Source organism: Lentzea sp. NPDC092896 (assembly GCF_044754905.1).
Taxonomy (GTDB): Bacteria; Actinomycetota; Actinomycetes; order Mycobacteriales; family Pseudonocardiaceae; genus Lentzea.
Genome location: NZ_JBIVPX010000001.1, coordinates 637643 through 663680, shown reverse-complemented (window position 1 = coordinate 663680; position 26038 = coordinate 637643). Strand labels below are relative to the sequence as shown.

29 protein-coding genes are annotated in these 26038 nt (G+C 69.2%); 10 read left to right on the top strand and 19 right to left on the bottom strand.

What is annotated here, in order from left to right:
- Positions 1 to 31: 31 nt before the first annotated feature.
- The 5 genes from ACIQF0_RS03255 to ACIQF0_RS03235 are packed head-to-tail and all read right to left on the bottom strand — an operon-like array spanning position 32 to position 5038.
- Positions 32 to 982 (bottom strand): hydroxyacid dehydrogenase, encoded by a 951-nt coding sequence (locus tag ACIQF0_RS03255; RefSeq protein WP_401023893.1) that lies wholly within the window; start codon positions 980 to 982, stop codon positions 32 to 34.
- Positions 979 to 1806, bottom strand: coding sequence for a carbohydrate ABC transporter permease (locus ACIQF0_RS03250; RefSeq protein WP_360030732.1), 828 nt, complete (start codon positions 1804 to 1806; stop codon positions 979 to 981). The genes ACIQF0_RS03255 and ACIQF0_RS03250 overlap by 4 nt, the downstream gene beginning before the upstream one ends.
- Complete coding sequence (locus ACIQF0_RS03245) at positions 1806 to 2681, bottom strand: carbohydrate ABC transporter permease (protein ID WP_401023890.1); 876 nt, start codon at positions 2679 to 2681, stop codon at positions 1806 to 1808. The genes ACIQF0_RS03250 and ACIQF0_RS03245 overlap by 1 nt, the downstream gene beginning before the upstream one ends.
- Positions 2678 to 3976 (bottom strand): ABC transporter substrate-binding protein, encoded by a 1299-nt coding sequence (locus ACIQF0_RS03240; protein WP_401023888.1) that lies wholly within the window; start codon positions 3974 to 3976, stop codon positions 2678 to 2680. Before ACIQF0_RS03240 ends, ACIQF0_RS03245 begins: the two co-directional genes overlap by 4 nt.
- 33 nt (positions 3977 to 4009) lie before the next feature.
- Complete coding sequence (locus tag ACIQF0_RS03235) at positions 4010 to 5038, bottom strand: substrate-binding domain-containing protein (RefSeq protein ID WP_401023887.1); 1029 nt, start codon at positions 5036 to 5038, stop codon at positions 4010 to 4012.
- Between the two features lie 98 nt (positions 5039 to 5136).
- On the opposite strand from ACIQF0_RS03235, the gene ACIQF0_RS03230 reads away from it, so the two are divergent.
- Genes ACIQF0_RS03230 through ACIQF0_RS03215 form a run of 4 tightly spaced genes read left to right on the top strand, consistent with a single transcriptional unit; the run spans position 5137 to position 7152 of the window.
- On the top strand, positions 5137 to 6057 hold the full coding sequence (locus tag ACIQF0_RS03230; protein ID WP_401023886.1) for a TIGR01777 family oxidoreductase: 921 nt from the start codon (positions 5137 to 5139) through the stop codon (positions 6055 to 6057).
- Position 6058: 1 nt separating this feature from the next.
- Positions 6059 to 6310: a hypothetical protein gene (locus ACIQF0_RS03225; RefSeq protein ID WP_401023884.1), complete on the top strand. Its 252-nt coding sequence runs from the start codon at positions 6059 to 6061 to the stop codon at positions 6308 to 6310.
- The gene (locus tag ACIQF0_RS03220) at positions 6303 to 6569 is read left to right on the top strand and encodes an SH3-like domain-containing protein (RefSeq protein WP_401023883.1); all 267 of its coding nucleotides are present in this window, start codon (positions 6303 to 6305) and stop codon (positions 6567 to 6569) included. The genes ACIQF0_RS03225 and ACIQF0_RS03220 overlap by 8 nt, the downstream gene beginning before the upstream one ends.
- On the top strand, positions 6562 to 7152 hold the full coding sequence (locus ACIQF0_RS03215; RefSeq protein WP_401023881.1) for a nitrile hydratase subunit alpha: 591 nt from the start codon (positions 6562 to 6564) through the stop codon (positions 7150 to 7152). The genes ACIQF0_RS03220 and ACIQF0_RS03215 overlap by 8 nt, the downstream gene beginning before the upstream one ends.
- Positions 7153 to 7171: 19 nt before the next feature.
- Here ACIQF0_RS03215 and ACIQF0_RS03210 read toward each other — a convergent pair whose 3' ends face one another.
- The 5 genes from ACIQF0_RS03210 to ACIQF0_RS03190 all read right to left on the bottom strand — a co-directional run bounded on the left by ACIQF0_RS03210 (position 7172) and on the right by ACIQF0_RS03190 (position 13154).
- Positions 7172 to 8572 carry a serine hydrolase gene (locus ACIQF0_RS03210; protein ID WP_401023879.1) on the bottom strand — a complete coding sequence of 467 codons (1401 nt, stop codon included), beginning with the start codon at positions 8570 to 8572 and terminating at the stop codon, positions 7172 to 7174.
- Between the two features lie 110 nt (positions 8573 to 8682).
- Positions 8683 to 9906 (bottom strand): MFS transporter, encoded by a 1224-nt coding sequence (locus tag ACIQF0_RS03205; protein WP_401023878.1) that lies wholly within the window; start codon positions 9904 to 9906, stop codon positions 8683 to 8685.
- Between the two features lie 56 nt (positions 9907 to 9962).
- A complete protein-coding gene (locus ACIQF0_RS03200) occupies positions 9963 to 10424 on the bottom strand; it encodes a DoxX family protein (protein WP_360030752.1) in 462 nt (153 codons plus the stop codon).
- A gap of 58 nt (positions 10425 to 10482) precedes the next feature.
- Positions 10483 to 12144, bottom strand: a complete 1662-nt coding sequence (locus ACIQF0_RS03195; RefSeq protein ID WP_401023876.1) for a heme peroxidase family protein — start codon at positions 12142 to 12144, stop codon at positions 10483 to 10485.
- Positions 12145 to 12275: 131 nt separating this feature from the next.
- Positions 12276 to 13154, bottom strand: a complete 879-nt coding sequence (locus ACIQF0_RS03190; RefSeq protein WP_401023874.1) for a glycosyltransferase — start codon at positions 13152 to 13154, stop codon at positions 12276 to 12278.
- On the opposite strand from ACIQF0_RS03190, the gene ACIQF0_RS03185 reads away from it, so the two are divergent.
- Entirely contained in the window at positions 13153 to 13521 is a 369-nt protein-coding gene (locus ACIQF0_RS03185; protein WP_401023873.1) for an STAS domain-containing protein, read from the top strand. The genes ACIQF0_RS03190 and ACIQF0_RS03185 overlap by 2 nt on opposite strands.
- Here the strand turns inward: ACIQF0_RS03185 and aroQ are convergent.
- On the bottom strand, positions 13518 to 14051 hold the full coding sequence (gene aroQ / locus ACIQF0_RS03180) for a gamma subclass chorismate mutase AroQ (protein WP_401023871.1): 534 nt from the start codon (positions 14049 to 14051) through the stop codon (positions 13518 to 13520). The two genes, ACIQF0_RS03185 and aroQ, sit on opposite strands and share 4 nt — an antisense overlap.
- Before the next feature lie 27 nt (positions 14052 to 14078).
- Between aroQ and ACIQF0_RS03175 the strand changes: the two genes are divergently transcribed.
- Positions 14079 to 14435 (top strand): RNA-binding S4 domain-containing protein, encoded by a 357-nt coding sequence (locus ACIQF0_RS03175; protein WP_401023869.1) that lies wholly within the window; start codon positions 14079 to 14081, stop codon positions 14433 to 14435.
- Here ACIQF0_RS03175 and ACIQF0_RS03170 read toward each other — a convergent pair.
- The 3 genes from ACIQF0_RS03170 to ACIQF0_RS03160 are packed head-to-tail and all read right to left on the bottom strand — an operon-like array spanning position 14424 to position 18400.
- Positions 14424 to 15827 carry a DUF4419 domain-containing protein gene (locus tag ACIQF0_RS03170; protein WP_401023867.1) on the bottom strand — a complete coding sequence of 468 codons (1404 nt, stop codon included), beginning with the start codon at positions 15825 to 15827 and terminating at the stop codon, positions 14424 to 14426. The two genes, ACIQF0_RS03175 and ACIQF0_RS03170, sit on opposite strands and share 12 nt — an antisense overlap.
- Positions 15805 to 16701 (bottom strand): NAD-dependent protein deacetylase, encoded by an 897-nt coding sequence (locus tag ACIQF0_RS03165; RefSeq protein WP_401023865.1) that lies wholly within the window; start codon positions 16699 to 16701, stop codon positions 15805 to 15807. Before ACIQF0_RS03165 ends, ACIQF0_RS03170 begins: the two co-directional genes overlap by 23 nt.
- Position 16702: 1 nt before the next feature.
- A complete protein-coding gene (locus ACIQF0_RS03160) occupies positions 16703 to 18400 on the bottom strand; it encodes a cellulase family glycosylhydrolase (RefSeq protein ID WP_401023864.1) in 1698 nt (565 codons plus the stop codon).
- Between the two features lie 92 nt (positions 18401 to 18492).
- Between ACIQF0_RS03160 and ACIQF0_RS03155 the strand changes: the two genes are divergently transcribed.
- A complete protein-coding gene (locus ACIQF0_RS03155; protein WP_401023862.1) occupies positions 18493 to 18882 on the top strand; it encodes a GyrI-like domain-containing protein in 390 nt (129 codons plus the stop codon).
- Here ACIQF0_RS03155 and bla read toward each other — a convergent pair.
- The 3 genes from bla to ACIQF0_RS03140 all read right to left on the bottom strand — a co-directional run bounded on the left by bla (position 18875) and on the right by ACIQF0_RS03140 (position 21335).
- Entirely contained in the window at positions 18875 to 19756 is an 882-nt protein-coding gene (gene bla, locus ACIQF0_RS03150) for a class A beta-lactamase (RefSeq protein WP_401023860.1), read from the bottom strand. The two genes, ACIQF0_RS03155 and bla, sit on opposite strands and share 8 nt — an antisense overlap.
- Before the next feature lie 63 nt (positions 19757 to 19819).
- A complete protein-coding gene (locus ACIQF0_RS03145; RefSeq protein WP_401023859.1) occupies positions 19820 to 20650 on the bottom strand; it encodes a phosphatase PAP2 family protein in 831 nt (276 codons plus the stop codon).
- Positions 20651 to 20675: 25 nt separating this feature from the next.
- Positions 20676 to 21335 carry a TetR/AcrR family transcriptional regulator gene (locus ACIQF0_RS03140; protein ID WP_401023857.1) on the bottom strand — a complete coding sequence of 220 codons (660 nt, stop codon included), beginning with the start codon at positions 21333 to 21335 and terminating at the stop codon, positions 20676 to 20678.
- Between the two features lie 80 nt (positions 21336 to 21415).
- Here ACIQF0_RS03140 and ACIQF0_RS03135 point away from each other — a divergent pair, with 80 nt between their 5' ends.
- The 3 genes from ACIQF0_RS03135 to ACIQF0_RS03125 all read left to right on the top strand — a co-directional run bounded on the left by ACIQF0_RS03135 (position 21416) and on the right by ACIQF0_RS03125 (position 24432).
- Positions 21416 to 22432 (top strand): hypothetical protein, encoded by a 1017-nt coding sequence (locus ACIQF0_RS03135; RefSeq protein ID WP_401023855.1) that lies wholly within the window; start codon positions 21416 to 21418, stop codon positions 22430 to 22432.
- Positions 22433 to 22441: 9 nt separating this feature from the next.
- Complete coding sequence (locus ACIQF0_RS03130; protein ID WP_401023853.1) at positions 22442 to 23014, top strand: ester cyclase; 573 nt, start codon at positions 22442 to 22444, stop codon at positions 23012 to 23014.
- An 86-nt stretch (positions 23015 to 23100) separates the two neighbouring features.
- Complete coding sequence (locus ACIQF0_RS03125; protein WP_401023851.1) at positions 23101 to 24432, top strand: serine/threonine-protein kinase; 1332 nt, start codon at positions 23101 to 23103, stop codon at positions 24430 to 24432.
- Here ACIQF0_RS03125 and ACIQF0_RS03120 read toward each other — a convergent pair.
- Both ACIQF0_RS03120 and ACIQF0_RS03115 read right to left on the bottom strand, forming a co-directional pair.
- Positions 24429 to 25034 (bottom strand): response regulator, encoded by a 606-nt coding sequence (locus ACIQF0_RS03120; protein ID WP_401023849.1) that lies wholly within the window; start codon positions 25032 to 25034, stop codon positions 24429 to 24431. The genes ACIQF0_RS03125 and ACIQF0_RS03120 overlap by 4 nt on opposite strands.
- Positions 25031 to 25993: a sensor histidine kinase gene (locus ACIQF0_RS03115; RefSeq protein ID WP_401023848.1), complete on the bottom strand. Its 963-nt coding sequence runs from the start codon at positions 25991 to 25993 to the stop codon at positions 25031 to 25033. The genes ACIQF0_RS03120 and ACIQF0_RS03115 overlap by 4 nt, the downstream gene beginning before the upstream one ends.
- Between the last annotated feature and the right edge of the window lie 45 nt (positions 25994 to 26038).

Below are 26038 nucleotides of genomic sequence, written 5' to 3'. Positions count from 1 at the left end.
GCGGTGGGTTCCCTTCGCTCGGCCTGGAGTCTCATGCGATCCACTCTCTTCGTTCCGGCGGCACCGGTGTCTCGAACCCCTCCCCCGCCACCCATCGGCGGACCTCGGCCAGCGCGTGCAGGCCGAGGCGGTCCCACTCGTTGCCCTGCGACCCGGCCAGGTGAGGGGTGATGAGCACGTTGTCGTTGCGCCACAACGGGTGGTCCGCCGGCAGCACCTCGGGATCGGTCACGTCCAGCACCGCCCGGATCCGGCCTGCCTGCACCGCCAGCGCGTCCTGGTCGACGACGGCGCCGCGGGCGGTGTTGATCAGCACCGCGTCGTCGCGCAGCAGGCCGAGCAGCTCACCGCTCACCAGTCCCCTGGTCTGCGGCAGCAACGGCGTGTGCACGCTGACCACGTCGCTGCGTTCGAACAGCTCGGCGAGGCTCACGGACTCGGCACCGTCCACTTCGGTCACGAACGGATCGTGCACCAGCACCTGGAAATCGTAGGGCGCCAGCAGCTCGATCACCCGGCGGCCGATCATCGACGCGGACAGGATGCCGACCGTGGCGCCGAAGTTGCCGACGGACGGCGAGACCCCGTACACCGACATCCGCTTGGTCTCGCGGTACTCGCGGGCGCGTTCGAGCACCCGCTTGCCGGTCAGCAGGATCATCGCGACGGTGTACTCGGCCACCGGCAGCGCGTTGGCCTGGGCGGCCGACGACACCGCGATGCCGCGGTCCCAGCAGGCGTCGGTGACGAAGCCCTTGACCGACCCGGCGGTGTGCACGATCGCCTTCAGGCTCGGCAGCCGGTCGAGCACCTCGGCGGTGATCGGCGGGCAGCCCCAGCCCGTGACGAGCAGGTCGACGTCGGGCACCCCGGCGAAGTCCTCGCTGACGCCCTCGAAGTCGCACAACGCCTTCAGGTCGTGGAGCACGGGCGCGAGGACGGCGGCGGCGGCCTCCTCCGACATCACGCCCGCGGCCCTCACTTGACGGCTCCCGCGGTCATGCCGGCCTTCCAGAACCGTTGCAGCAACATGAACGCGAGAATCAGCGGCAGCACCGCGAAGAGAGATCCCATGATCACCACCGGGTAGTACTCGGGAGACACCGTGGCCGAACTGTTCCACTGGTAGAGGCCAAGGCTGACGGGGTAGAGCTTCTGATCGGACAGCATCACCATGGGCAGGAAGAAGTTGTTCCAGATCGTGGTGAGCTGGAACAGGAACAGCGTCACCATGCCCGGTCCGAGCATCCGCAGCGCGACCTTGAAGTACGTGGCGAGATCGCCCGCGCCGTCGATGCGGGCGGCCTCCAGCACCTCGTCGGGCACGTAGCCCTGCGCGAAGATCCGGCCGAGGTAGACGCCGAACGGGTTGAACAGCGCCGGGATGAACACCGCCCAGAACGTGTTCACCAGGCCCGCCCCGGACGCCATCAGGTACAGCGGCAGCGCGAGCACGGTCTGCGGCACCATGACCGCCGCGAGCACGAGCCCGAAGAGCTTCTCCTTGTGGCGGAAGGAGTACTTGTCGAACGCGTACCCCGAGGCGATCGAGATGAACGCGCTGACCGCGGCACCGATCACCGCGTAAAGGAGGCTGTTGAGGTACCAGCGCCCGTACAGGCCCTTGTCCATCGCGAACAGGTTCTTGACGTTCTCCACCAGCGAGAACCCGCCGAACAGGTCGCTGTTGAACAGGGCGTCGACGTTCTTCGTGGCGGCGAGCACGAGCCACATCACCGGCAGCAGGGTGTAGAGCACCGAGACGCCGATGACCACGTTCACCGTGGTCCGGCCGAGGAGGGTCATCAGGCGGCCTTCCTGTTCGTCCAGCGGGTGACGCCGAAGGACAGCGCGACCGTGAAGGCCAGCAGGATCACGGACGCGGCCGCGGCGAGGCCGTAGTTGTTGCGGGTGAAGGCCGCGTCGTAGATGTACATGCTCGGCGAGAACCGGGCGCTGATCATCGGGGTGGACTGGCTGAGCAGCACGGGTTCGGTGAACAGCTGCAATGCCCAGATGAGCGTGAAGATGCCGACCGTGACGATCGCGCCGCGCACCAGCGGTGCCTTGATCCGCAGCGCCTGCTTGACCGGGCCCGCTCCGTCCACGACGGACGCTTCCAGGACTTCGCGCGGCACGGCCTGCAGCGCCGCGTAGAAGATCACCATGTTGTAGCCGAGGTTGCTCCACAGGGCGATGTTCACGATCGACGGCAGCACGGTGTTGATGCCGAGGAAGTTGATCTGGATGTCGGCCTTGGCGAACAGGTCGATGATCGGGCTCAGGCCCGGTGTGTAGAGGTAGAGCCAGATCAGGGCGGCGATGATGCCCGGCACGGCGTGCGGCAGGTAGAGGCCCATCTGCATCCAGCTGCGCAGTTTCGCCACACCGGAGTCCAGCAGCAGCGCGAGGGTGAGCGCGCCGACGACCATCAGCGGGATGTAGAGCAGGCAGTACAGGACCACGGTCAGCAGGCCGTTGAGGAACGTCGGGTCGCTCAGCACGGCGACGTAACTGCGCAGGCCGACGAACACCGTGCTCTCCGGGCCGAAGCCCAGTCCCGGCTGGTCGGCGGCGAAGAAGCTGAGCCAGATCGCCGTTCCGGTCGGGATGAGGAACACCGTGACCAGCAACAGGAAGAAGGGCGCCATCAGGACGGCGCAGGCGAGTTTGCCCTTCACCGCGCACCCTCCTCAGTGGACAGACCGAGGGCTTTCAGATCGGGCATCGTGCCGCTCTGGGCCGTCCGCACCGCGTCGATCAGCGTGCCCTCGCCGGCGCCCGCCTTGGCGAACCCGTCCTGCATCACCTTCAGGGTGGCGGTCATCCGCGGTCCCCACACCCAGCCGTCGCGGACCTTGTTCGCCTCCTGCTCGAAGAGCCGGTAGATGTCCTGGCCGCCGTAGTACTCGCCGGGGAACGCCTTGGCGCCCGCCTCGACCAGGCCGGGCGCGACCGGGTACTGGCTGCTGGTGCCGCTCTTCAACCGAGCCGTCAGCGCGTCCGGGTGGGTGCACTGCCACTCGATGAACTCCATCGCGGCCTCGGGTTCCCGGGAGTCCTTGGTGATCGCGAACGTCGACCCGCCGTGCGTGCCGACGACCTGCTCGTCCCAGATCGGCATGGCGGCGATGCGCCACTTGCCCTTCTGCGCCGGCCGCGCCCGCATCTGCGCGCCCGCGTCCCAGGCGCCACTGAGCCTCGTGATCACGCGGTCCTGGCCGATCTGGGCGTCGTGCTGCTTGCTGTCGCCGGCGTTGCGGAACACCAGGTCCTCGTCGATGAGCTTCTGCCAGTAGGCCGCGACCTTCCGGGTGGGCTCGTCGGCGAGGGAGACGCGCCACTTGCCGCCGCTGGTGTCGAACCACTGCGCGCCGGCCTGCCAGGCGTGGCAGGCGAACTGCGTGCCGCCGTCCGTCGGGAAGATCGTGAGCCTCTTGTCCGGGAACCTGCTCCGCACGGTGCGAGCGAGATCGGCGAACTCGTCCCACGTCGTCGGGATCTCGAAACCGTTGGCCTGGAACAGGTCCGCGCGGTAGTGCAGGACCATCGGCTCGATGTCGAGCGGGACGCTGAACACGCGGTTGTCGAAGGTCGTGAGCTTGAGCGCCTGCGGCAGGAGCTTCTGCTTCACGCGGTCGGTCACGAGGTCGGTGATGTCCCTGGCGACGCCGTCGATCGCGTACCCCGGCACCTGCGGGTACTCGATCGTGGCGACGTCCGGTGCGTTGCCCGCACGAGCCGCGTTGCTGAGCTTGGCGTAGCCGCCCTGCCCACCGGAGGGGATCTGCTGGAAGACCACCCTGATGCGGTTCTGCGAGGAGTTGAACGCGTCGACGACCTGCTGACTACCTCGCAGGGCCGACCAGAACGTGATCTCTACCGGACCTCCGGCACCGCGGCGTTGCGGAGTGGAGCAGGCCGCCAATGGTGCCGTGAGACCCGCCGCGAGAAGTGTGCGACGACTCAGGCGCATGAAGCGCATCCTGATCGCCTGATCGGTTTGTCGTCAAGAAACGGTCAAACGCTCAGTCGATGAGCGGATCTTCAACGCGGGCAGCAGCTCGATCCGTTCGGGGGCTGTGACCTCGCCTTTCAGCTTCCTGAGCAACAGCTCCGCGGCGACCCGGCCGACCTCGGTCTTCGGCGGCGCGACGGCCGTGAGCGGGATGCTGCCGAGCGACGCGACCACGTCGTCGTACGACACGACCGAGCACATCCGCGGCACCTCCATCCCGGCGTGCATCATCTGCTGGACCAGCATCAACGCGTCCTCGTCGCCGTGCAGGACCGCCGCCGTCGCCCGATGCCTCCGCAGCACGTTCACCAGCCCGGTGTCCGGCGAGCTCCGCACCGTGACGGCGTCCTCCAGGTTCGCCGAGATCTCCTGGAACGCCCTGCGCAGCACCCGTGCCGTGGGGCTGTCGTCGCGTGCGGCCAGCACGATCCGACGGTGCCCGAGGTCGGTCAGGTGCTTCACGGCCAGATGCATGCCGTACCAGTGGTCCGAGCACACGGAGTTCATCGCCCGCAGACCGCCGCTCGGGCGGCGCTCCATGAGGACGGTCGGCACGCCGGTGTTCGCGAGCCAGTCGTCCTGCGCCTCCTCCTCGAACGTGCGCCAGCGCGGCGCCATCAGCATCCCCTGCACCTGCTCGGTCAGCGCCTTCTCGACGATTGGCCGTTCCGCGCCCCTGACCTGCGGCGCGATGTGCAGGACGACCCGCATGCCGGCCTCTTCGAGCGTCTTTCGGGCGCCGTTCATCGTCTCGTACAGGTACGTGTGGCGCTCCGGCACGACCAGCGCGATCGCTCCGTTCGTGGCCTGCTTCGGCGCCGGCTGCTCGACCGGCGTCAACGAGCGCGCGACGCCGTGCCCGCGGCGCAGCCTGCCGAGCCGGGCGAGCTCCTCGACGTCCCGTCTGATCGTGACGATCGAAACGTCCAGCTCCTCGGCCAGATCGCTCACCTTGACCGTGCCCCGCGACGCTGTGACGGCCAGGATCCGCTGCCGCCGCGCTTCGCTGGACTCCCGCATGACCGACCGCCTGTTCGTTTGAGCGTTTTGCCGGAGCATAGCTGAAACACCTCTCAGCGACCGGCGGCTAGCGTCGGCACCGAGGGGGACGACCAGACATGAAGATCGTGATTCCAGGCGGTACCGGGCAGGTCGGCGGCATTCTGACCCGCGCGTTCAGGGCGGCGGGCCACGACGTGGTGATCATCGGCCGCAACGCCGGCGTGCGGTGGGACGGCCACACGCTGGGCAGGTGGGCCGAGGAGATCGACGGGGCCGACGTCGTCGTCAACCTGGCCGGGCGGAGCGTGAGCTGCCGCTACACGGCGGAGAACCTCCAGCAGATGATGCGGTCGCGGATCGACTCGGCGCGGGTCGTCGGCGAGGCGATCGCGAAGGCGGACAACCCACCTTCGGTCTGGCTGCAGATGAGCACCGCGACGATCTACGCGCACCGGTTCGACGCGGCCAACGACGAGGAGACCGGGGTGCTCGGCGGACGCGAGCCGGACGTGCCGGGCTACTGGACGTACAGCGTCGAGATCGCCAAGCGCTGGGAGGCCGAGCTGGACGAGGCCGACACGCCGGGCACCCGCAAAGTCGCGTTGCGGTCCGCGATGGTGATGAGCCCCGACCGCGGTGGCGTGTTCGACTACCTGTCGTGGCTGGCCCGGCTCGGGCTGGGCGGCCCGGTGGCAGGCGGGCGCCAGTACGTCTCGTGGATCCACGACGACGACTTCGTGCGGGCGGTCGCGTTGCTGATCAGGGAGCCGATCGCGGGGCCGGTCAACCTGGCTGCGCCGCACCCGGTGCCGCAGCGGGAGTTCATGCGCGACCTCCGCCAGGCCTGGAACGTGCCCGTGGGGCTGCCCGCGACCCGCTGGATGGCCGGGCTCGGCGCGTTCGCCCTGCGCACCGACACCGAGCTGCTGCTCAAGAGCCGCCGGGTCGTGCCGGGCAGGCTCGGGCAGGCCGGATTCGAGTTCCACTTCCCGAACTGGCGGGAGGCGGCGCAGAATCTGGCTGAGCGCAGGAGGTGACATGCCGAGGATCAACGACGTCGGCGGGCAGGACGGGTTCGGGCCCGTGATCGAGGAGCTCGACGAGCCGCCCTTCCACGCGGACTGGGAAGCGCACGTGATGGCCATGAACCGCGCGCTGATCGGGCAGGGCGTCTACAACCTGGACGAGTTCAGGGACGCCGTCGAGCGGACCATGTCGCACGAGTCGTCCTACTACGAGAACTGGTTCCGCGCGATCGGGACCCTGCTGAAGGAGCGCGGCGTTGTCTGAGCGCTACCGGACCGGCGACCGCGTCCGGACGTCCACAGTGGACCCTGATCACCACACCCGGCTGCCGCACTACGCGCGCGGCCGCCTCGGCACGGTCATCGGCGGCGACGGCGTCCACCCGCTGGCGGACCTGAGCGCGCGGGGAGTCCAGCAGCCACAACAGGTGTACCTGGTGCGGTTCTCCGCACGCGAACTGTTCGGCCACGGCGACCACAACGTGACGCTGTCCCTCTGGGAGGACTACCTCAGCGATGAGTGACGACCACGACGACTCCCCGATCGCCGCGCGCGTGCGGGAACTGGAAGCGATCCTCGAGGAGAAGGGGCTGCTGGACCCCCGGGAGCTGGACCAGGTGCTGGAGGCGTTCGCGCACAGGGCCTCACCCGCCAACGGGTTCCGGGTCGTGGCACGGGCCTGGACCGACGAAGGCTTCCGGGCGCGGCTGCTGGAGAACGCGAACGAGGCGCTGCCCGAGCTCGGCCTGTCGATGGGCGGCGGTCTGCAGGTGCAACGGCTGCACGTCGTCGAGAACACCGAGGACGTGCACAACGTCATCGTCTGCACGCTCTGCAGCTGCTACCCGCTCTCGCTGCTCGGACCGTCCCCCACCTGGTACAAGAGCACGGCCTACCGCTCGAAGGTGGTCAGCCACCCGCGCGAGGTGCTGGAGCAGTTCGGGCTGACGCTGCCCGAGACCACCAGGATCGAGGTCTGGGACGCGAACGCCGAGTCGCGGTACATGGTGCTGCCGCGCCGGCCCTCGGGCACGGAGGACCTCTCCGAAGCCGAGCTGGCGGAACGGGTGACGCGCAACGGGCTGATCGGCACCGCGGCCGTGTGACCGCGGTGCCGCACCAGACCTACAGGTTCTTCATGATGGTGTCGATCGCCTTGCCGAGCTGCGCGTACTTCTGCGTGTACAGCACGGGGTACACGCCGGGCGGGTCGGCCGGGCGGTCCGCGTCCACGTAGTCGGTGCCCAGGTTGCAGAACACGACCACGATGTAGTTGCGGTTGTCCTTGCCGCGCAACGACTTCACGATGCCCGCGTCGGAACCGGTCGTGTCGACCCAGCCCGTCTTGTGCGCGAACGTCACCTCGGCGGCGTCGTTGCACGGGCGGACGTCACGGTCGTAGACCGCGTCGCCGACGGTCACGGTGCCGTCCGGCTTGATCCAGCGCGCCGGCACCTGCTGCGGGATGCCCTGCACCGGGTAGTCGCGGCCGCACCAGTTCGGCGTGGACAGCATCTCGTTGTGGCCCTGGCCCGCCAGCGTCTCCTGGAAGAACTTGCGCGACGAGGACGAGAGTTCGTTGCGGGTGACGGGCTTGCCGCTGTCGGTCGTCCACAGCACGCCCGCGCCGCCGTTGACCAGCAGCAGGAGCTTCGCGGTGTCGAGGCCGCTCATGTTGGAGCCGATCCACTGGCCGCCGTTGCCGGGCAACGTGCCGGTGACCCGCAGGGTCGGCATGCCCAGGTCGACGAACGACTGGTTGACCGCGTCCCACGCGTTGTGGTCGTGGATCAGCTTGATCAGCGAGCAGGTGGACTCGTTCTGCGACTTCGTGATCATCTCGTCGAAGTGCTGCCGGATCTTCTTCACCGACGGCCCGCCGCACGCCGGGCGCACCGGGCTCGGGTCGTAGACGTAGTCGGCGTCGAGATCGATCTTGCCCTGGTCGGCCAGGCGCAGGACGCCGAAGCCCACCATCAGCTTCAGCACCGACGCCGGGTACGGCGAGGAGAAGTCGATCGCCGCGTTCTCCCGGCCGGGCAGCACGTCGACGGTGCCCTTGCCGCCGTTGACGTCCCACTCGGTGTCGTCCCACCAGCGGTAGCGCACCTGGTCGGTGGACAGCCCCTTGTGCTTGACCGGCACGACCACGCCGTTCGGGTACTGCGGGCTGAGCAGCACGTTCGCCACGGACTTCGGGCGGCCCAGGACGTCGAGCTCGATGATCGCCGCGTCCATGTTCGGCGTCTGGTGCAACGGCTTGCCCGCCGCCGCTGCCGTCAACGACCGGGCCTTGTCCATCAGTTCGGCGGGTGAGGCGTCGTACTTCTCCCGCTTGCCCGCCGACCGGGCACCGGGCTCCGGCGGGGTCAGGTCGATGACGTCCTTGAAGTTCTGCGCGACGATCGCCTCGCGCAGCCGGTCGGCCAGCGGGCGGTGGTACTCGTCGGCCGACGCAGCCGGCGCGAAGGTCGCGGCGGTGAGTGCGAGAACCGTGCCCAGCACGGCGAAACGCTTGATTTTCATTCAGTTCCCCAGTGTGAAGTGGATCCAGCGCGGTCGAACTGTATCGGCTGCTGATGATCACCGCGCATCCGTTCACGAAGACGCGGTGGACACCTGTCACGTTGCACGGATCAGCGAACGGGTTCCGGCACGGTCTCCAGCGACCGCACGGACCGGGACGCGAGCATCCCGGCGGTCGCGAGCAGGTAGATCGCCGCGCACCCGAGCAGGGCCGCCGACGTCCCGAACGCGTGCGACACCGGCCCGATCGCGAGCTGGGCCAGCGGAATCGCCACGAACGACCCGAGCATGTCGTAGGAGTACACGCGGGCGAGCCGGTCAGCGGGCACGTGGTGTTGCAGCGCCACCTCCCACGCCACCCCGAACTGCTCCAGGCCCAAGCCGCACGCGAACGAGGTCAGGAGCAGCAGCCACGGCGCCGGGTGCACGACCATGACCACCGGCAGCAGCGCGAACCCCGCCACGCACGCCACCCCGAGCAGCAGCGGGCGCCGCACCTTGACGCGCATCACGACGAACGCGCCGGCGACCATGCCCGCGGTCTGCGAGGCCAGGACCAGGCCCCACATCTCCCGCCCGAACGTGGTGTCCGCCAGCACCGGCCCGAGCACCATCACGCCGCCGACGAGGGCCGCGTTGACGAACGTGAAGGCCACGACCACGACCCAGACCCATTGCCGTGACACGAACTCCGTCCAGCCGACCTTCAGCTCGGCCAGCACCGACGGCTTGTGCTCCGCGGCGACCTGGGCGGCGGGCACCCGCACGAACGCGAAGAACACCCCGGCCAGCGCGAACGAGAGCGCGTCCACGGCGAGGCCCCAGCCGGGGCCGGTGAAGGCGATCAGCAGTCCGCCCAGCGCCGCGCCGCCGATGCGCGCGGAGTTCAACCCCAGCCGCAGCAACGCGTTCGCCTGCAGACGCAGGTCGGCGGGCACGGTCTGCGGCACCAGCGCGGCGGAGGCCGGCAGCGAGAACGCGCTCGACATCCCGTTGACCGCCGACAGCACGACGAACCAGGTCACCGACGCCGTCCCGGTCAGCACGAGCACGGCGATCAGGGCCTGGCTGGCGAAGCTGACCGCGCACGACCCGGCGAGCACGAGGTGGCGCGGCAGCCGGTCCGCGACCACACCGCCCCACAGCAGGAACGCCACGTTGGTCAGCGATCGCGCGGCGACGACGACGCCCAGCGACGTGATCGACGAGGTGAGGTCGAGCACGGCGAACGCCAGCGCGATCGGCGCCATGGCGTTGCCGGCGATGGTGGTGAAACGACCTGCGAGAAGCCAGCGAAAAGCCGGATGCGCCAGCGGCGCCAGTGATGCCCCCATCAGGAAAACCTATAACGACGGGAGCCGCCCGACCCCGAGGATCGAGCGGCTCCCGGTCATCGCACCCTCGGGTGCGATGAGGCGATGACCACCGCGGCGGCGACGGTCACCAGGTTCTTCAGGATGTACTGGGCTTCGAACGACGCCTGCAGCGGACCGGCCCACATCTCGCCGGGGAACAACACCAGCGGTGTCGACACCAGCACGACGTGGCCGACGAGCAGGACCGCGCAGAACCGCGGTGCGCGGAAGCTCAGCAGAACCAGTGCGATCCCGATCTCGGTGATCGCGGCACTCACTCGGGCGAAATCCCCGTGGATGATCCCGAACGTCAGCGCGGACACCGTGCGTTCGACGAGATCCTGGGCAGGGCTGCCACCGGGAAAGAGCTTCAGCACGCCGAACCAGAGGTACACGACCCCCAGTCCAATGCGCAGCAGAGGAATTCCGGACTCTCGCGCAAAACGAGTCAGGCGTTCTTCCGTGCTTTCACGGCGTGTGGTTTCCGGACGAGACATGATCTCCCTCTCCTGTCTGACTGCCACCACCCAGCCAGACAGGAAGTACGAGGAAAGATCAGCTGACGGGATCTCCGAGCGGGTTCAGCAGGTCGGCCTTGCCCTCGAACGCGAACAGCAGCAGGTCGACCATCCGGAACGTGCTGGAGTCCGGGCCGAGCGTGGGCCGCCAGTACGGCGAGCGCACGATCGAGATCCGGCTGCCCTCCATCGCGCGGTGGAAGACCTCCGCGGTGATCCGGCCGCCGACCGGGCCCATCCGCCCGTCGCCGACCTCGGCCTCGCGCAGGACGTAGAACCACAGCGGGGTGGCCTCGACCAGCCGCGCCTTCTGCTCGTCCGACAGGCCGTCGAGCACCGCGCCGCCGTTGCCGGTGAGGATCTGCTCGGCGGTGAGCGGCTCGACCTCGAACAGCTCGGCGATCTGCTGACCGGTGGCGAGCTCCATCATCGAGGCCCTGGTCAGGTTCCGGAACGCGAGGTTGCGCTCGATCTCCCGGAACTGCGTGCCGCGGCCGCCGAACGTGCCGGCCGGCAGCTGCGTCAGCGGGTCGACCAGCAGCGTGTCGATCCGCTTGGTGACGTTGCCGCCGTCGAACTCCGCCGGCGCGACCAGGTCGTCGCGGTCGGCCTCGGTGAAGTCGTAGAGCCTGCGGAAGTCCGCGATCCAGTTGCTGGGCAACGTGAAGAAGTCGCCCCTGGTCACGTCGTCGAGGTCGGCCGGAAGCGCCGACGACGGGTCGAAGTTGCCGCTCACCCCGGTGAAGGTGAACAACTGGAACAACGATGCCGGCGCGCCCACCGGGCCGCCGCTGCGGAACACGCGGTTCCACTGGTACGCGCCGCGGACCTGGCTGTGCCCGAAGCGGTACGAGGCGACCGAGAACTCGATCGGCATGGTCGGCGAGTCGTGCCGGCTGCGGCCCGGCACCTCGAAGAACCGGCGGCCGTTGGTGAAGACGTCCTCCACGATCGCCGGGTCGACGATCCGCGGCAGGTGGTCGGTCTTCAGCATCCACTGGTAGTGCCGCACGACGAGTTCCTTGGCGGCGCGGAACAGCCGCTCGCCGGTGAGGCCGGTGAGCGCGAGCTCGTCGACCACGCGGTTGTGGAAGCGCAGGAACGCGAGGTGCGTCTGCGCCACCACGAGGTTCTCGTCGTTGCGGGCGTCCGGGATCAGCGGCAGCCGCCGGTCCGCCGCCGTGCCGCCCGTCCCACCGCGGCGTGGCAGGTCGAAACCCTCGAACGGGACGTTGGTGCCCTCGTCGGGGAACGGCACCGGCGTCGTGGTGCCGACCTTGAACTTCACGCCGTCCTGGGCGTAGAAGACCTGGTCGTCCTTGTCGCGCGGGCCGCGGCCGTAGACCGAGTCGAGGTCCAGGGCCGGCGAGCGGCCCTGCATCAGCTCGTCCAGGTTGACGTCCTGCCCGAGCTGCGACTCGGTGCGGTCCATGGTCAGGTCGTGGTCGACGAACTGGCCGAGGTAGGTGAACCCCGCCGGCACGGCCGGATCGGCCGAATCGGGCTGCGGAACGTTCGCGGTGATCGCGGTCGCGAGGGCAACCCGCGTCTCCTCGTCCGTTCGCGGCCCTTTCGGCCCCAGTCGCGAGAACCGGAACCTGCGCAACTCCTCCGCCGTGGAGGGCTGACGCGTGGTGGCCTCACCTTTGCCGTCGAATTCCAGCACACCTTCGCCCACGACGAAGAAACTGTCGCGCACGTGCCTCTTCATATTTCCCCCTGTTTTCCCTGTGTCAGGCGACCTGTTCTCCCCAACAAGCACCTGCCCCACCACCAGTCTCCAGACGGTCTAAATTACCGTCGAAGCTTTTGGCCAAAACCAAAATGTGGTCACACAGCGGATACGAGGTGGTCCGGAATATTCGTGAATTCCTCGAGATCGGCGATCTTGGCGGCCAGGTTCTCCGCGGCGTCGTGATAAGTCCTCGTGTTCAGCACGTGCTGGATCCGTTCGGCCAGGACGGTGGCGGTCAGCCCTTTCACGTCCACGCACACGCCCGCGTTCAGATCTTGAATTCGTCCCGCGTTGCGCGGCTGGTCGGCGAACAACGGCACGGCGACCATCGGAACGCCCGCGGTCAGCGCCTCCCGCACCTCGCTGTGGCCCGCGTCCGTCACGACCACCTTCGCGGTGGCGGGGAGCCTGCCGAGCGCCTCCGCCACGACGTGCGGCAACCGCGAGCCGGGCGGCAGGTGGGCGCCGAACGACACGACGGCCCCGCGGGCCTGGTCGACCGGCACGCGGAAGTGGTGCTGGGCCGGATGCCAGAGCGCCGGGGTCAGGCCCGCGGTGAAGGCCGGTTCGGTCGCCCCGACCCCGAACCTCGCGCGAACCTTGTCCATGAGCTCGTCGAGCAGCGGGATCTCCAGCGGTGCGAACGGGGCGGTGTCGAGCAGCGCGTGCGGGATGCCCAGCACCTCGGCGGCGATCTGGCCGCCGTACTCGTTCGTCTCGCGCAGGATGACGTCAGGGCGCCAGGTGCGGGCGAGGTCGAGGACGTTCGCGGCCGTCGCGACCACCAGCTCCGCCGACCAGAACGGCGACTTCAGCACACCGTCGCGTTCCGGGAGCCACGACGGCGAAGGACTCAGGTCGTACGGCGCCGTCACGACCACAGCGTCGTGCCCCCGCTCCCGGAACGCTTTCGCGAGCGGCACCACCGGTTCCAGACGAGAGCGACTGGGCGACGACGTCAGCAGAACACGCATGCGAACCAGTTTCGCGACCGCCACCACCGGGTACAGCTGCGAAATGCTCGAAGTCACGGTGACCGAGTCGTCGCCTGCCTCCACCCTGGTCGCGGTCTCCGGTGAACTCGCCGGTCCTGGCTCGAAGAGACTGCTCGCGAAGCTCGACCGCCTCCTCGACCAGGGCCACCGCTACGTGGTGCTGGACCTGACAGCCGTCACGTTCTGCGACTCCAGCGGCGTCAGCGCTTTGGTGCGCGGGCACGCGCGCGCGTCGGCCGCGGCGGGCGGGCTGAAGCTCTCCGCCGCGTCCGACCAGGTGACACGCGTGCTCGAGGTGACGGGCCTGGCCAGGATGCTCGGTCTTCCGTCCACAGTAGACAGCTAGGAGCAGGCGGGGCGCATCGCTTCGGCCAGCGCGTTCTCGTGCAACCGGTCGAGGCGGTGCAGCACCACCGCGGACCGTTCGGCGATGGTCGCGTGGATCTCGCACTTCAGCGTCGGGCGGCGGAGCTGTTCGGTGTCCTTGAGCTCGGCCAGGATCTCGGTCGTCAGCCGGTCGAGGATCGGGCGGACCTCGGTGGCCAGATCAGGCTTGTGGTGCGGGACCTCTTCCGGGTGCTCGGTCCAGCGGGCGTGCAGGCCGCGCTGCACGAGCTTGTTCGCCTCGATCTGGGCGCGGAAGAACCTGGCCGCATTCTCCGGGTCGAGCCGCAGGTCCACGGCCTTGGTACGCACGCCGTCGAGCACCTGCTGTTCGCGCACGGGATCGTCGATCGGCTGCGTCGTGCCGAACTTGGCCGCGGCCACCAGGTCCGCGACCTGGACGCGCTGCACGGCGAGACCGGTGAGCTCACCGAGCGGGCCGACGGGGGTGAGTGACGCGGCGAGGGTCAGTGCGACCGCCAGAAGCCTCATGATCTCCGAGAGTGCCATGATGGCGGGGTGGAGTCCACGCGCATCGACCGCTGGCTGTGGGCGGTCCGGCTGACGAAGACCCGCCCGGACGCCGCCCAGGCGTGCAAGGGCGGCCACGTGCGCATCAACGACAAGCCCGCGAAGGCCTCGGCCACCGTCGTTCCAGGAGACAGGGTCCGCGCCCGCGTCAACGACAAGACCTGGACCGTCGAGGTCGTGCGGGTGATCCAGAAACGGGTCGGCGCGGCGGACGCGGCCACGTGCTTCCTCGACCGCACTCCCCCGCCACCGGTGGAGGCCCCGATCGCGCGGCGCGACCGGGGTGCCGGGCGTCCGACGAAGCGGGAGCGGCGCGTGCTGGACCAGTTCAGGTCACAGCACTAGGTCGGCGAGCCTCCCGGCCTCGAGATGCGCGATGTCACCGTCCGCGTCCATGGCTGCGTCCAGCAGGTGAGCGAGCGAGGTGCCGAGCAACGGCACCTCCGCCGGGTCGTCGCCGTCGCGCAACACCGCCCACTGCGGTTCGACGGCGTTCCACACGTGGACCTCGCCGACGTACCGCCCGTCCGCGAGCGCGAACCAGCAGCAGATCGAGTGCGGGCCGAGGTCCAGGTGGACCATGTCCGCGTAGGGGAGCAATCGCCAGGAGCCGCCGAACAACGACGCCGACGCGATCCGGTTGTGCAGGGCGAGCATCTCGGCACCGCCGGACAGACCGCGATGAGCCGTCTCGGGCGGCGTCGTCTCGTGTTCCGCGATCAGCCGGTCGATCACCGTCTCGATGTCCGGGGGCGCGTCGAGGAGCGCCCAGCCCGCGACCGGCCGGAGCGCGCCGTCCGGATCCTGCGCGACGCCGGTCAGACCCGCGTCGAGCGCCACGACGCGGTTGGTGCCGAGGTCTTTGACGTTGATGGTCGCGCGGCACAGCGTGGCGGGCACGGTGTCCGTGCGGATGCCTGGGCCTCGTTCGCCGCGCGGTTCGCCGAGGCGCAGGTCAAGCATGGGGTTCGGCGCACCATTCGTGCCTTCCAGCGCGAGATACGGGTAGAACCGCGAGATCCACCCGGTGACCACCTCGCCGCCGTACGCGTCGGCCGGGTTGTAGATGCGCTTCCAGAACTCCGAGCGCGCATCCCCCGACGCGGCCCGCACGAACTCGTCCATGATCGGCGCGAGCGACCGCACCCACTGGCCGAGCCCGAGCACGCCCAGATCGTCGACGCGGGCGCGGATCTTGCGCCAGTCGTCGGCCGTGCCGGCGAGCGTGATCGACGGGATTCCGCAGACGCACACCGCCCAGTAGGCGTAGTACGGCGAGTACGCGTCCATCATCGCGACGCGGCCCGCCACTCGTTCGATCTCCGTGCTGGTGCTGAAGTCGCACTCGAACGTCGCGTCGCCGATCTGCTTGCTGAACAGTTCCACGACGTGCGACCACGACTCGGCGTCCGCGGGCATCGGACCGTCGATCAGCACTGTCAGGCGCTTCTTGCCCTCGTGGTTGACCAGCAGCGGCCGCAGTTCCTCCGCGTGCAGCTTGATGTGCTGGGCGATTCCGCGTGCGATCGTCAGCCACACCGCGTCCGGGGTGAGGACGAGCGGCCGGTGCTCCGCGAAGGCCTTCGCCACCGCGCCCAGCAGCGGGTGCACACCGTCCGGTTCGAGCACCGGCTGGTCGCCGCCGACGACCAGCGCGTCCGGGAACCGCGCGGCAAACGGACGGGTGGGCAGCGCATCGGTCACCGGCGTGACGTCATCGACCGGGAAGGTCACCATTTCCGGACTCTAGAACGACATCGGCCAGCTCCGTGAGCGATTTTCCGAGTGGCAGGTCGATCCGCAGCGAGGCGTGGGGATCGCCGCGCGTCTCGCCCCGGTTGATGATCACGACGGGGATGCCGGAGGTCGCGGCGCGGCGCACGAACCGCAGGCCGGACATGACCGTCAGCGAAGAGCCGAGGACGAGCAACGACCGTGCGTTGTCCACGAGTTCGTAGCACTGCTCGACGCGCGGGCGCGGCACGTTCTCGCCGAAGAACACGACGTCCGGTTTGAGCACGCCGCCGCACTCCGCGCACGGCACGACCTCGAAGCCGCGGACCTGCTCCTCCGGCAGGAAGACGTCGCCGTCCGGGTTGATCTCGTCCGTCGTCGCGCGGAAGTCCGGGTTCGCCTCGCGCAGGCGGCGGTCGAGGTCGATGCGCGGCGAGAGCAGCTTGCAGCCGAGGCAGATCACGCGGTCGAGGCCGCCGTGCAGTTCCACGACGTCCGGTGAACCCGCGGCCTGGTGCAGGCCGTCGACGTTCTGGGTGATGACGCCGGAGAGTTTGCTGGAGAGCCTGGTGACGGCGTGGTGGCCCGCGTTCGGGTGCGCGCGGGCGATGGTGCGCCAGCCGACGTGGCTGCGCGCCCAGTAGCGCTGCCGGCCGGCCTGGCTGGTGGTGAACTCGTCGTAGGTCATCGGGGTGTGCTTGCGCAGCGACCCGCCCTCGCCGCGGTAGTCCGGGATGCCGGACTCCGTGGAGAGGCCCGCACCGCTGAGCACCAGCACCCCACCCTCCGCGACGATCGGCACGACGTCGGTGAGGGTGGAGGCGCGCGGCAGTGACGGGCCCGGGTTCGACCAGCTCAGAGTGGGCCTAGTTCGCACTTCACCAGCTTACGTACCACTGTCGAATCTCGGCCTCGGCCGCCGCGACGTTGCCGCCGGACGGGGCCGTGACCAGCGCGAACTGCCGTCCCTGGCCTCCTTGGAGGAGCAGCTTGTCGCCGTTGACGGACGACGGCACCGAGCTGATCACCAACGGCGAGCGCAGCGACTCCGGCAGGTGCAGTTCGGTCGGCGCGGAGCCTCCGTTCGAGTCCCAGACGAGCACGGCGAACGGGGCCGAGCCGACGAGGTTGCGGACGTTGGTCAGCGGGATCTGCTGCCAGGTCTGGTAGGCGCGGTCCTCGTAGGTGAACGCGAGCGTGGTGCCCGCGACGGCCTGCGGGTAGACGCGGTCGACGATCGCCCGGTCGACGTTGAGCACGGCGTTGCCGTTCGCGTCGAGCTTGACCGCCGAGAAGTGCTCGTCGTTCATCGCGTCGCCGTCGGTCTTGACCTTGCCCGGGTTGTCGTTCATCAGCTCGTGGTGGCGGCCGTAGTTGGTGTCCCAGTGCCATTGGCTGCCCGAGATCACGCTCCCGCGCGGCGCCGACCACCAGCGCGCGCCCGGCGCCGTCGAGTCGAGGCCCTGGTAGATCGCCTTGAGCACGGACGGCGTCTTGTCGGAGGTGAAGCCCGAGACGGGGTGGCCGAACTCGGAGACGATCGCGGTGGTGCCGAGTGCCCTGGCGCGCTCGCGGATCGTGCCGAACGCCTGGGTGTACTGGCCGTCCGCGGCCTTGCCCGGCATCAGGACTCCGGACTGCGCCTTGCCGTCGTAGAAGTGCGCGTTGAACACGAACCGTTCGCCGAGGGCCGGCACGAGCGTGAGGCCGCCGGGTTCGGCGAAGAAGTCGACGTTCTGGTTCCAGAACACCAGCGGTTCCACGAACGCGGGCTTGGTCGTCCAGCCCGCCTCGTCCATCTCGGCGCGGAAGCGCTGGTAGAACGGCATCAGGAGGTCGCGCTCCCACTGCTGGGAGGTCTGGCCCGTGTCGTACTTGCCGGCGTAGGGCTCGTTGAGCGGGTCGACGCCGACGACGAGCTTGAACTCGTTGGCGGGCAAGGCTTGTTTGACGTGCTTGAGCGCCTCGCCGGCCGCGTTCACGAACGAGTCCTGCACACCGTCGCGGTTGTGCCAGAAGTCGTAGGTGGCCGCGGTGACGGCGTTGTTGTTCTTCATGTTCTGGCCCCAGTGCACGCAGATCCCGCACGACTCCTTGGGATACCCGCTCGCCGCCCACGCCGGTGCGCCGTCGCCGGTGTACCAGCTGTCCTTGTTGAACAGGTGGCGCGAGTACAGGTCCTGGTGGAAGTCGAGGTAGACGCGGATGCCGAGGTCGGTGAAGGCCCTCAGCTGTTCGGTCACGCCGTTGAGGTAGGTGTGGTCGATCTGGCCGCGCTGCGGTTCGATCCACGCCCACGTGAGCAGGAACCGCACGGCGTTCGCGCCGGTCAGCTGCTTCATGGCCTGCGCGGACTTGCGCGCGTCCGCGGTGTTCACGAACGGAAGCCCGCGATTCTCCGCGAGTTTCGCCGTGCCGGAGACGTTGAAGCCGCGCAACACCACCTCACGGCCGTGTTCGTCGCGGAAGACCCCGCCGGACACCCGCAGTTCGGAGCCGTCGTACGACTCCGCGCGCACAGGTGTGACCACCAGGGAGAAGAGGAACAGAACCACCAGCAGAACCGCTCGCCGCATCGCCGCCGCCTTTGGGAACGTGAACGAGATTCGCATTGAACCGTAGCCGGTCGTTCCGCGTTCGACTAGCGTTCAACAGTGAAAGGGGACGCATGGCCGACTTGATCAGCCGCGCCGACGTTGCGGTGCTGGAGCACACGGTCGCCGACGAACTCACCGCGATGAGCGAGGCGTGGGACTGGTTCGAGAACCTCGTGGGCCTCAAGGGACGCAGGATGTTCGCCCGTGTGGACGAGACGACCGGCACCTACACCGTGTGCACGCCGTTGAAGCCCGCGGACTCGTTCTCACTCACGGTCGGCGTACTGCCGGGCGGGCGGTACCGGCGCACGGTGCTGGAGGGTGAGCCGCCCGCGTTGTACGGGCGGATCGGACCGGCCATGGAGGAGCTCAAAGCGCTGGGGCCCTGGGACTCCTCCAGGCCGCTCGTCGAGTTCTACCGGCGGCACACCGTGGTCGAACTCTGGGTGCCGGTCAGCTGAACTGCGCCGCCACCAGTTCGGCGGTCTTGGCCAGCAGCGGTTCGTCGGCCCCGCCCTTCGGGGTGTCCTTCTTCGTCGACAGCACGGCGATCACGATCGGCGCGCGGCCGGGCGGGAACGCGATGCCGGCGTCGTTGGTGGTGCTGTAGTCGCCGGTACCGGTCTTGTCGCCCCAGCCCCACGCGGTTGGAAGGCCCGCGCGGACGCGGTTGCCGCCGGTCGTGTTGGCCAGCAACCACTTCGTGAGCTGGTCGGAGTCGTTCGAGTTGAGGGCGTGGCCCAGCGTCAGACGCGCGTAGCTCTGGCCGATGGCGCGCGGCGACGTCGTGTCCGTGACGCGGCCGGGTTCCGCCGAGTTCAGCTCCGGCTCGAAGCGGTCCAGGCGCGTGACCGGGTCGCCGATCGAGCGGCTGAAGCGGCTGATGGCCGTGGGGCCGCCGAGTTCCTTGAGCAGCAGGTTCGCCGCGCAGTTGTCGCTGTAGGTGATGGTCGCCTCGCACAGGGCCGAGACCTTCATGCCGTTCGCGAGGTTCTCCGGCTTGCCGGTGATCGGCCCATAGCCGGACTTGTCCACATCGGACTTCGTGTAGGTGATCACCTTGTTCAGCAACGATCCGTCGCGGTCCTTGCGCAGGATCGCCGCCGCCGCGATGGTCTTGAAGGTCGAACACATCGGAAAGAGCTCGTCCGCCCGGTGCAGCACCGTGCGACCGGAGCCGGTGTCCGTCGCGAACACGCCGAGGCGCGCGTTGTGCTGCTTCTCGAGCTCACGCAGCTTGCCGGTGACCGTCGAGGCCTGTGCGGTGGCGGGCACGGCCACGGCCAGCGCCGCTCCGGCGCCCAGTGCCAGCACGGCACGTCGGTTAACGCTCAACGTCCTGTCCCCTTCTTCGGAAACCTCTCCACAGGACAGGACGCGCGAGAGATCAACTGGTTGTCACGCGATTCGGCGCCAGCACGCGAGGTAGGTCAGCGCGGCGATCAGCGACCCGGCCGAGGCGAACGAGCCCGCGCCGAGGTATATGACCCACTCGTCGGCGTTCAGACCCTCCTGGGCCAGCGGAAACACCCACAGGATCCCGCCCAGCGCGAGGGTGGCGACCGCGATGGCGGACCAGAACACCACCAGCACGACTCGGCCGACACGCCGCGGTCCGGCGTAGGGCTCCAGGGATCCCTTGCGCTGCAACCACCACGCCGCCAGCGCCGCGATGGCGAGCGCGATGCCGTCGGCCGCGAGCGTGTCACTGAGACGGTGCCACTTCGCGGTCAGCGTGTACTGACCGATCGCGGTCGCCCACGGCAGCACGAAGAAAAGCATGACACCGCGCCACTTCCACGGCACCACGATGATCGCCGCGAACAGCACGGTCATCGCGATCGTCGTGTGTCCACTGGGGAGGCTGTTGTGCGCGTAGTCGCCGGTGACCTCGACCAGCGCCGGACGAGGCAGGACGAACCGCTTGAGCGCCTGCACGACGACCTGACCCGCGACGATCACGCCCACGGCCGCGATCGTGAGGTCCCAGCGCTTTCTGAGCACACCGACGAGGGCCACCGCCACGACCGCCGCGGCCAGCGAGTAGATCGTGATCTGCCCGAGCGCGGTCCAGGCGGCGTCCGATTCGGACACGTTGTCCTGGTCGGCGCCGCGCAGAGCCGCGTTCTCGATGGTCTGACCGGCCTTCGTCAGCACCGCGAGCACGTACACGAGCGCCGCGAAGACGAACCCCGCCGCCGCGACCACGGGCCACCGTCGATAGTTCACGCCCGGGAGTCTGCCGCCGTTCGGGTCACTCCGCTCCTTGAAGATCAATGCGGTGCAGCACAGCGGTGATCGCGAGATCCACCGTGTACTCGAACTCGGCCTGGCGGTCGTACTTCGCGAGATGCGGCGCTGTCACGACCACCGCGGTCAGCCCGGCGGCCTCCAGCACCTCGCGACGTGCCCCGTCGTCACCGCCGAACGCCGGTGCCGCCGACACCTCACGCAGCAACGTGCCGATCAACGTGGCGAGCAGCATCCGCAGCAGGTGCACGGATTCCTGCGCTGAGGCTCCCGCGGCCAGCAGGACGGTGAGCACCGCGTCCACGGGCGCGAGGCCTTCCAGCGACGACAGCTGCCGGGTCAGCACGAGCGGCGCGGCGCCGGGGTGGGCCAGGGCGCGGGCGCGGAACGCGTCGGCGATCGCGTGCAGGTCGCGGCGCGCGTCTCCGGTGGGCCGCGGCAGGACCAGGCCACCCAGCAGGTGTTCGGCGACGGCGTCGAGCAGGCCGTCCTTGCCGTCGACGTGGTTGTAGAGGCTCTTCGCGTCGACCCCGAGCGCCCGCGCGACAGAGCGCATGCCCACGGCGGCGACGCCGTCCACGTCGATGACCTGCAGCGTCGCCGCGACGATCGACTCGCGGGACAGCAGTGGCGTGCGCGGACGCCCTCGGCGCGGTTCAGTCACCCGGCCATTGTGCCTTGCGGATATCCACGCCGTGGGTTTAACCTCCCAATTAACCCACAGTGTGGGTATTGGAGGGGATGATGAACTTCACCAGGATCGACACGCTCGAGGGAATGGACGTCGATGGCGGGCCGGGCGCGCGGCTGCGGGTCGTGCGCGAGCGCGGCGAGGCGTTCCGGCGCGAGTTCGCCACCACCGGCACGCCGGGCAGCATCGTCACGCGCGACCTGGTGACGCTGCCGTACCCGACGCGGTTCGGGCTGTTCAGGGCGTCGCGGGCGATCGCGCCGTTCCTGTCGATCACGAACCGCATGCTGGTGATCCGCTGGCACGAGGGCGACCGCGAGCGGATCCTGCTGTTCGAGCCGAGCGACCACGAGTACGGCCGGTACACGCCGTACTTCGAGGACCTCTCGGGCCGGACGCCGGACGTCATCGAACGGCGCATGGTCAAGGTCCACGGCACCGTGCCCGGCCATCTCGAACGGCTCGGCATCGCACCAGAGGACGTCGACTACCTGATGTTCGACCACCTGCACACCCAGGACCTGCGGCGCTGGATCGGCGCCACGCCGTACTTCCCGAACGCCAAGGTGATCGTGCAACGCGACGAGCTGGCGGCCCTGACCGAGCTGCACCCGTTGCAGAAGCCCTGGTACCAGCCGGACACCTACCGCGACCTGCCGCCGGAGGTGTTCCTGCCGATCGACGGCTCGGTCGTGCTGGGGCCGGGCGTCGCGGTGATCAAGACCCCCGGCCACGTGTTCGGCAACCAGAGCCTCGTCGTCAACACCTCGACCGGCATCTGGGTGAGCAGCGAGAACGTGATCGCCGCTGAAGCCTTGACGCCCGAGCACTCGAAGCTGCCCGGCCTCGCGTCGTGGACGCACCGGTGGCAGCAGGAGGTCGTGCTCAACGCGAACACCGTCGAGACGACCGCCGACCAGTACAACTCGATCATCCTGGAGAAGACGCTCGCCGACCGCAGTCAGGCCGACCCGCGGTTCGTGCAGTTCTTCCCCTCCAGCGAACTCACCGGCGCCTGGACGAACCCCGGCACCAAGCCGACGTTCAGCCACCGCCAGATCGTCCACTGAGGAGCTTTGATGTCCGACCGCTTCACCCTGCCGTCCAAGGAAGTCCTGCAGGCCAGGGAAAAGCTCGTGCTGGACCACTTCCGCGACGAGGTCGCCCACGACTGGGACGCCACGCTCTCGACGTTCCCGCACCCGCACTACGAGGTCATCGCGCAGATGGTCGTGCACGACGGCGACGAGGCGGTGCGGCAGTACTACACCGACACGCGCGTCGCGTTCCCCGACCAGCACCACGAGCTGATCTCGTTCCGGCACAGCGTGGACGCCGTGATCGTGGAGTTCTGGCTGCTGGGCACGCACCTCGGGCCGTTGGGCAAGATCCCGGCGACCGGCGGCAAGCACCGCACGCGCATGAACGCGTACTTCATCTTCGACGCCGACGAGAACCTCGTCACCGAGCGGATCTACTTCGACCAGCTGTCCGTGCTGAAGCAGGTGATCGGCGGGATCGACCGCAAGAAGCCGAGCGGGCTGCGCAAGCTGCTGCAGGTGTTGCGGGGCGTGCTCGCGATGTCGGGCAGCCGGCCGGACGCGCGCCTGACCAACACCACGCCGCCAGACCTCACTGCTCCGAACGAGTAGTACTTCGAAGCCCCCGAAACGCCCCGGCGCGCGCGATCGACGAACGTCCTGATCGCGCCGCGCACGAGGAAGGGGCATGTGGGTCGATGATCCGCTTCGAGGACAACGACGGCACCGAGTGGCGTCTCGACGAGAACGCCCCGATCGGGGACCGGGGCGGAATGGGCCAGGTGTTCGCAGGTCTCGCGGCCGACGGCACGTCCGTCGCCGTCAAGAAGATCTCCCTGCCCCACCCCACCGAGGGCAGGAAACGGCAACGCGAGCGTGAGATCGAGATCGTCGAACGCCTGTTGCGCGCGAACCGGTCCGGCCACGACACGAGCCACCTGGTCCTGCCCCACGGCTACCGCTTCCTGGACGACGACCTGCTGATCGTCATGCCCCGCGCGGAGAAGTCGCTGAAGGCCGCCCTGGAGGACGAACCGTTCGCCACGGCCGCCGGCGTCGACGTGGTGCGCCAGGTCGCCCTGGGCCTCCAGCAGCTCTCACGGCAGAGCATCGTGCACCGCGACCTCAAGCCCGCCAACGTCCTGAAGTTCGGCCCGGTCTGGAAGATCGCCGACTTCGGCCTGTCCAGGGACCTCTCGGAGGCGACCGGGACCTACACCCTCGCGGAATGGGGAACGGCGCCCTACACGGCCCCCGAACTGTGGCTCAACCACCCGGCGGACGCCATGTCGGACCTGTACGCGCTGGGCGTGCTGGCCTTCGAGGTCCTCACCGGCGCGCTGCCGTTCCCCGGCCCGGAGGACCACTACCGGCGCCAGCACCTGCAGGACGCCCCGCCCTCCCTCGACGGCCTCTCCCCCAAGATCGCCCGCCAGGTCCTGCGCCTGCTGCACAAGCTGCCGGCCGAACGCCCCCAGGACGCCCGCGCGGTGTACGACGCCCTCGCCCCCTACGCCCTGACACCGCGGCAGGACTCGCTCGTCAGCGCGGCCCTGGGCGTCGAGCAACGCCTCATGGCCCGGCAGACCTCGGCCTCGGCCGCCGAGGCGGACACCGAGCGGCAGTACGGTCTGCGCCGCCGGGCACTGGCGGACCTGGACGAGATCCTCGCCGACGCCCACGACGACCTCCGCGAGGCATTGCCGGACGTGCGGATCGACGCCGTGGCGCGGACGGTCTCGCTGGGCGATCTCGTGGTCGTGTTCGAGACGTTCGAACCACTCCGTCTGTCCACTCACGACACCGCGGGCAAGGCCGTGCTCCTGGGCGTCGTCCGCGAGCGCACCCGCGACGAACGACCGCAGAACGGCGCGGTGCACGCACACCTCAAGTACGGGCCGGACGCGGAGCAGCGGCTGCGCTGGACCTTCACCGGTCCCACGCCGGCGGACGTGCACCAGCGGCGACTCGACGCGAGCGCCGTGCTCGACCTGCTGCGCACCGCGATGGAGTCGCACGCGGGACGCTAGAGCCGGATCAGCTTGCGTTCCACCGCGGTCGTCACGGCCGCCGTCCTGGTCTCGACGCCGAGCTTCGCGAAGATCCGCACCAGGTGGGTCTTCACGGTGGCCTGACTGATGAACAGCTCCTTCGCGATCTCCCGGTTCGCGAGGCCCTTGGCCAGGCTCTCGAGGATCTGGATCTCGCGTTTGCTGAGCTTGGGCGCGGGGTCGCGGACCTGGCCCAGCAGCCGTTGCGCGATGTCCGGGGAGAGCACGGTCTGGCCCGTGGCGGCGGTGCGCACGGCTCTGGCGAGTTCTTCGGGGGCGCAGTCCTTGAGCAGGTAGCCGATCGCGCCCGCCTCGACCGCGCGCACGATGTCGGCGTCCGAGTCGTACGTCGTCAGGATCACGACCTGCGGCCCGTTCTCCAGCGCGCGGATCTTCCTGGTGGCCTCCACGCCGTCGATTCCGCTGCCCAGCTGGAGATCCATCAGCACGACGTCCACAGTGGACGCGAGTTGCACGGACTCCTCGCCGGTCGCGGCCTCGATCACCTCGAAGTCGCGCGACAGCAGGCCGGCGAGTCCGAACCGGACCACCGGGTGGTCGTCGACCACCAGCACCCTCATGGCGTCGGCACCGTCACGGCCACAGCGGTTCCCTCCCCCGGCGCGCTCTCCACGGACACGGTGCCGCCCAGTTCGGCGATGCGCCCGCGGATGGAGGCCAGGCCGTAGCCGCGGCCTTCCGCTGTCCGGACGGCCGACGGGTCGAAGCCGCGGCCGTCGTCCACCACGTCCATCGTCACCGCGTCTCCCAGGTAGGACAACGTGATCGCCACCCGGCCGGCCTCCGCGTGCTCGGCCACGTTGGCCACCGCGCCCTGCGCGACCCGCAGCAACGCCACCTCGGTCTGCACGCTCAGGGCGTACGGGTCGCCGTCCACCTCCACGTGCGGGACCAGCCGGTGCAGCGCGTCGATCAGCGTGCCCTGGATCGGCGACAGGTCGCGGACGAACCGGCGTGCCTCGCCCAGGTTCTCGCGCGCGACCTCGGCGGCCCGCTCGGACTCCCCGAGCGACAGCAGCAGGTTGATGCTGGAGAAGCCCTGGGCGAGGGTGTCGTGGATCTCGCGGGCGAGGCGCTGGCGTTCCTCCAGCACGCCTGCCTCGTGCAGGAGCCGGGCGCGGTCGAAGAACACCGCCGCCGTCAGCACCGCGACACCGACCGGGCCGAGCACCAGCGACCAGTCGAACGTCGCCGCCAGCCTGATCTGGGCCAGCACCACGGCCGCCGTGAGCACGGCCGCGATCGGCAGCGCCACCCTCGGCCTGAGCTGGCGCAGGCACTGGAAGAACAACGGGATCGCGCACCAGCCGAAGCTCGGCGCCAGCCACACCAGCACCAGCCACACGGCGAGCACGACCGGCAGCGCCCGCGTCCACCGCACGCTCGCGGGATAGACCGCGGCGAGAGCGAACGCGAGACCGAGCACCACGAGATCGGCGCCGTGGTACGCGACGTACCGCGCCGCCGACGCCGTCAGCAGCACGTAGAAGCCCGCGTGCATCGCTCTGTGCAGCCACACACCGGCGACCTTAGGCGAGCGGCACACGCCAGCGGGTCAACCGAT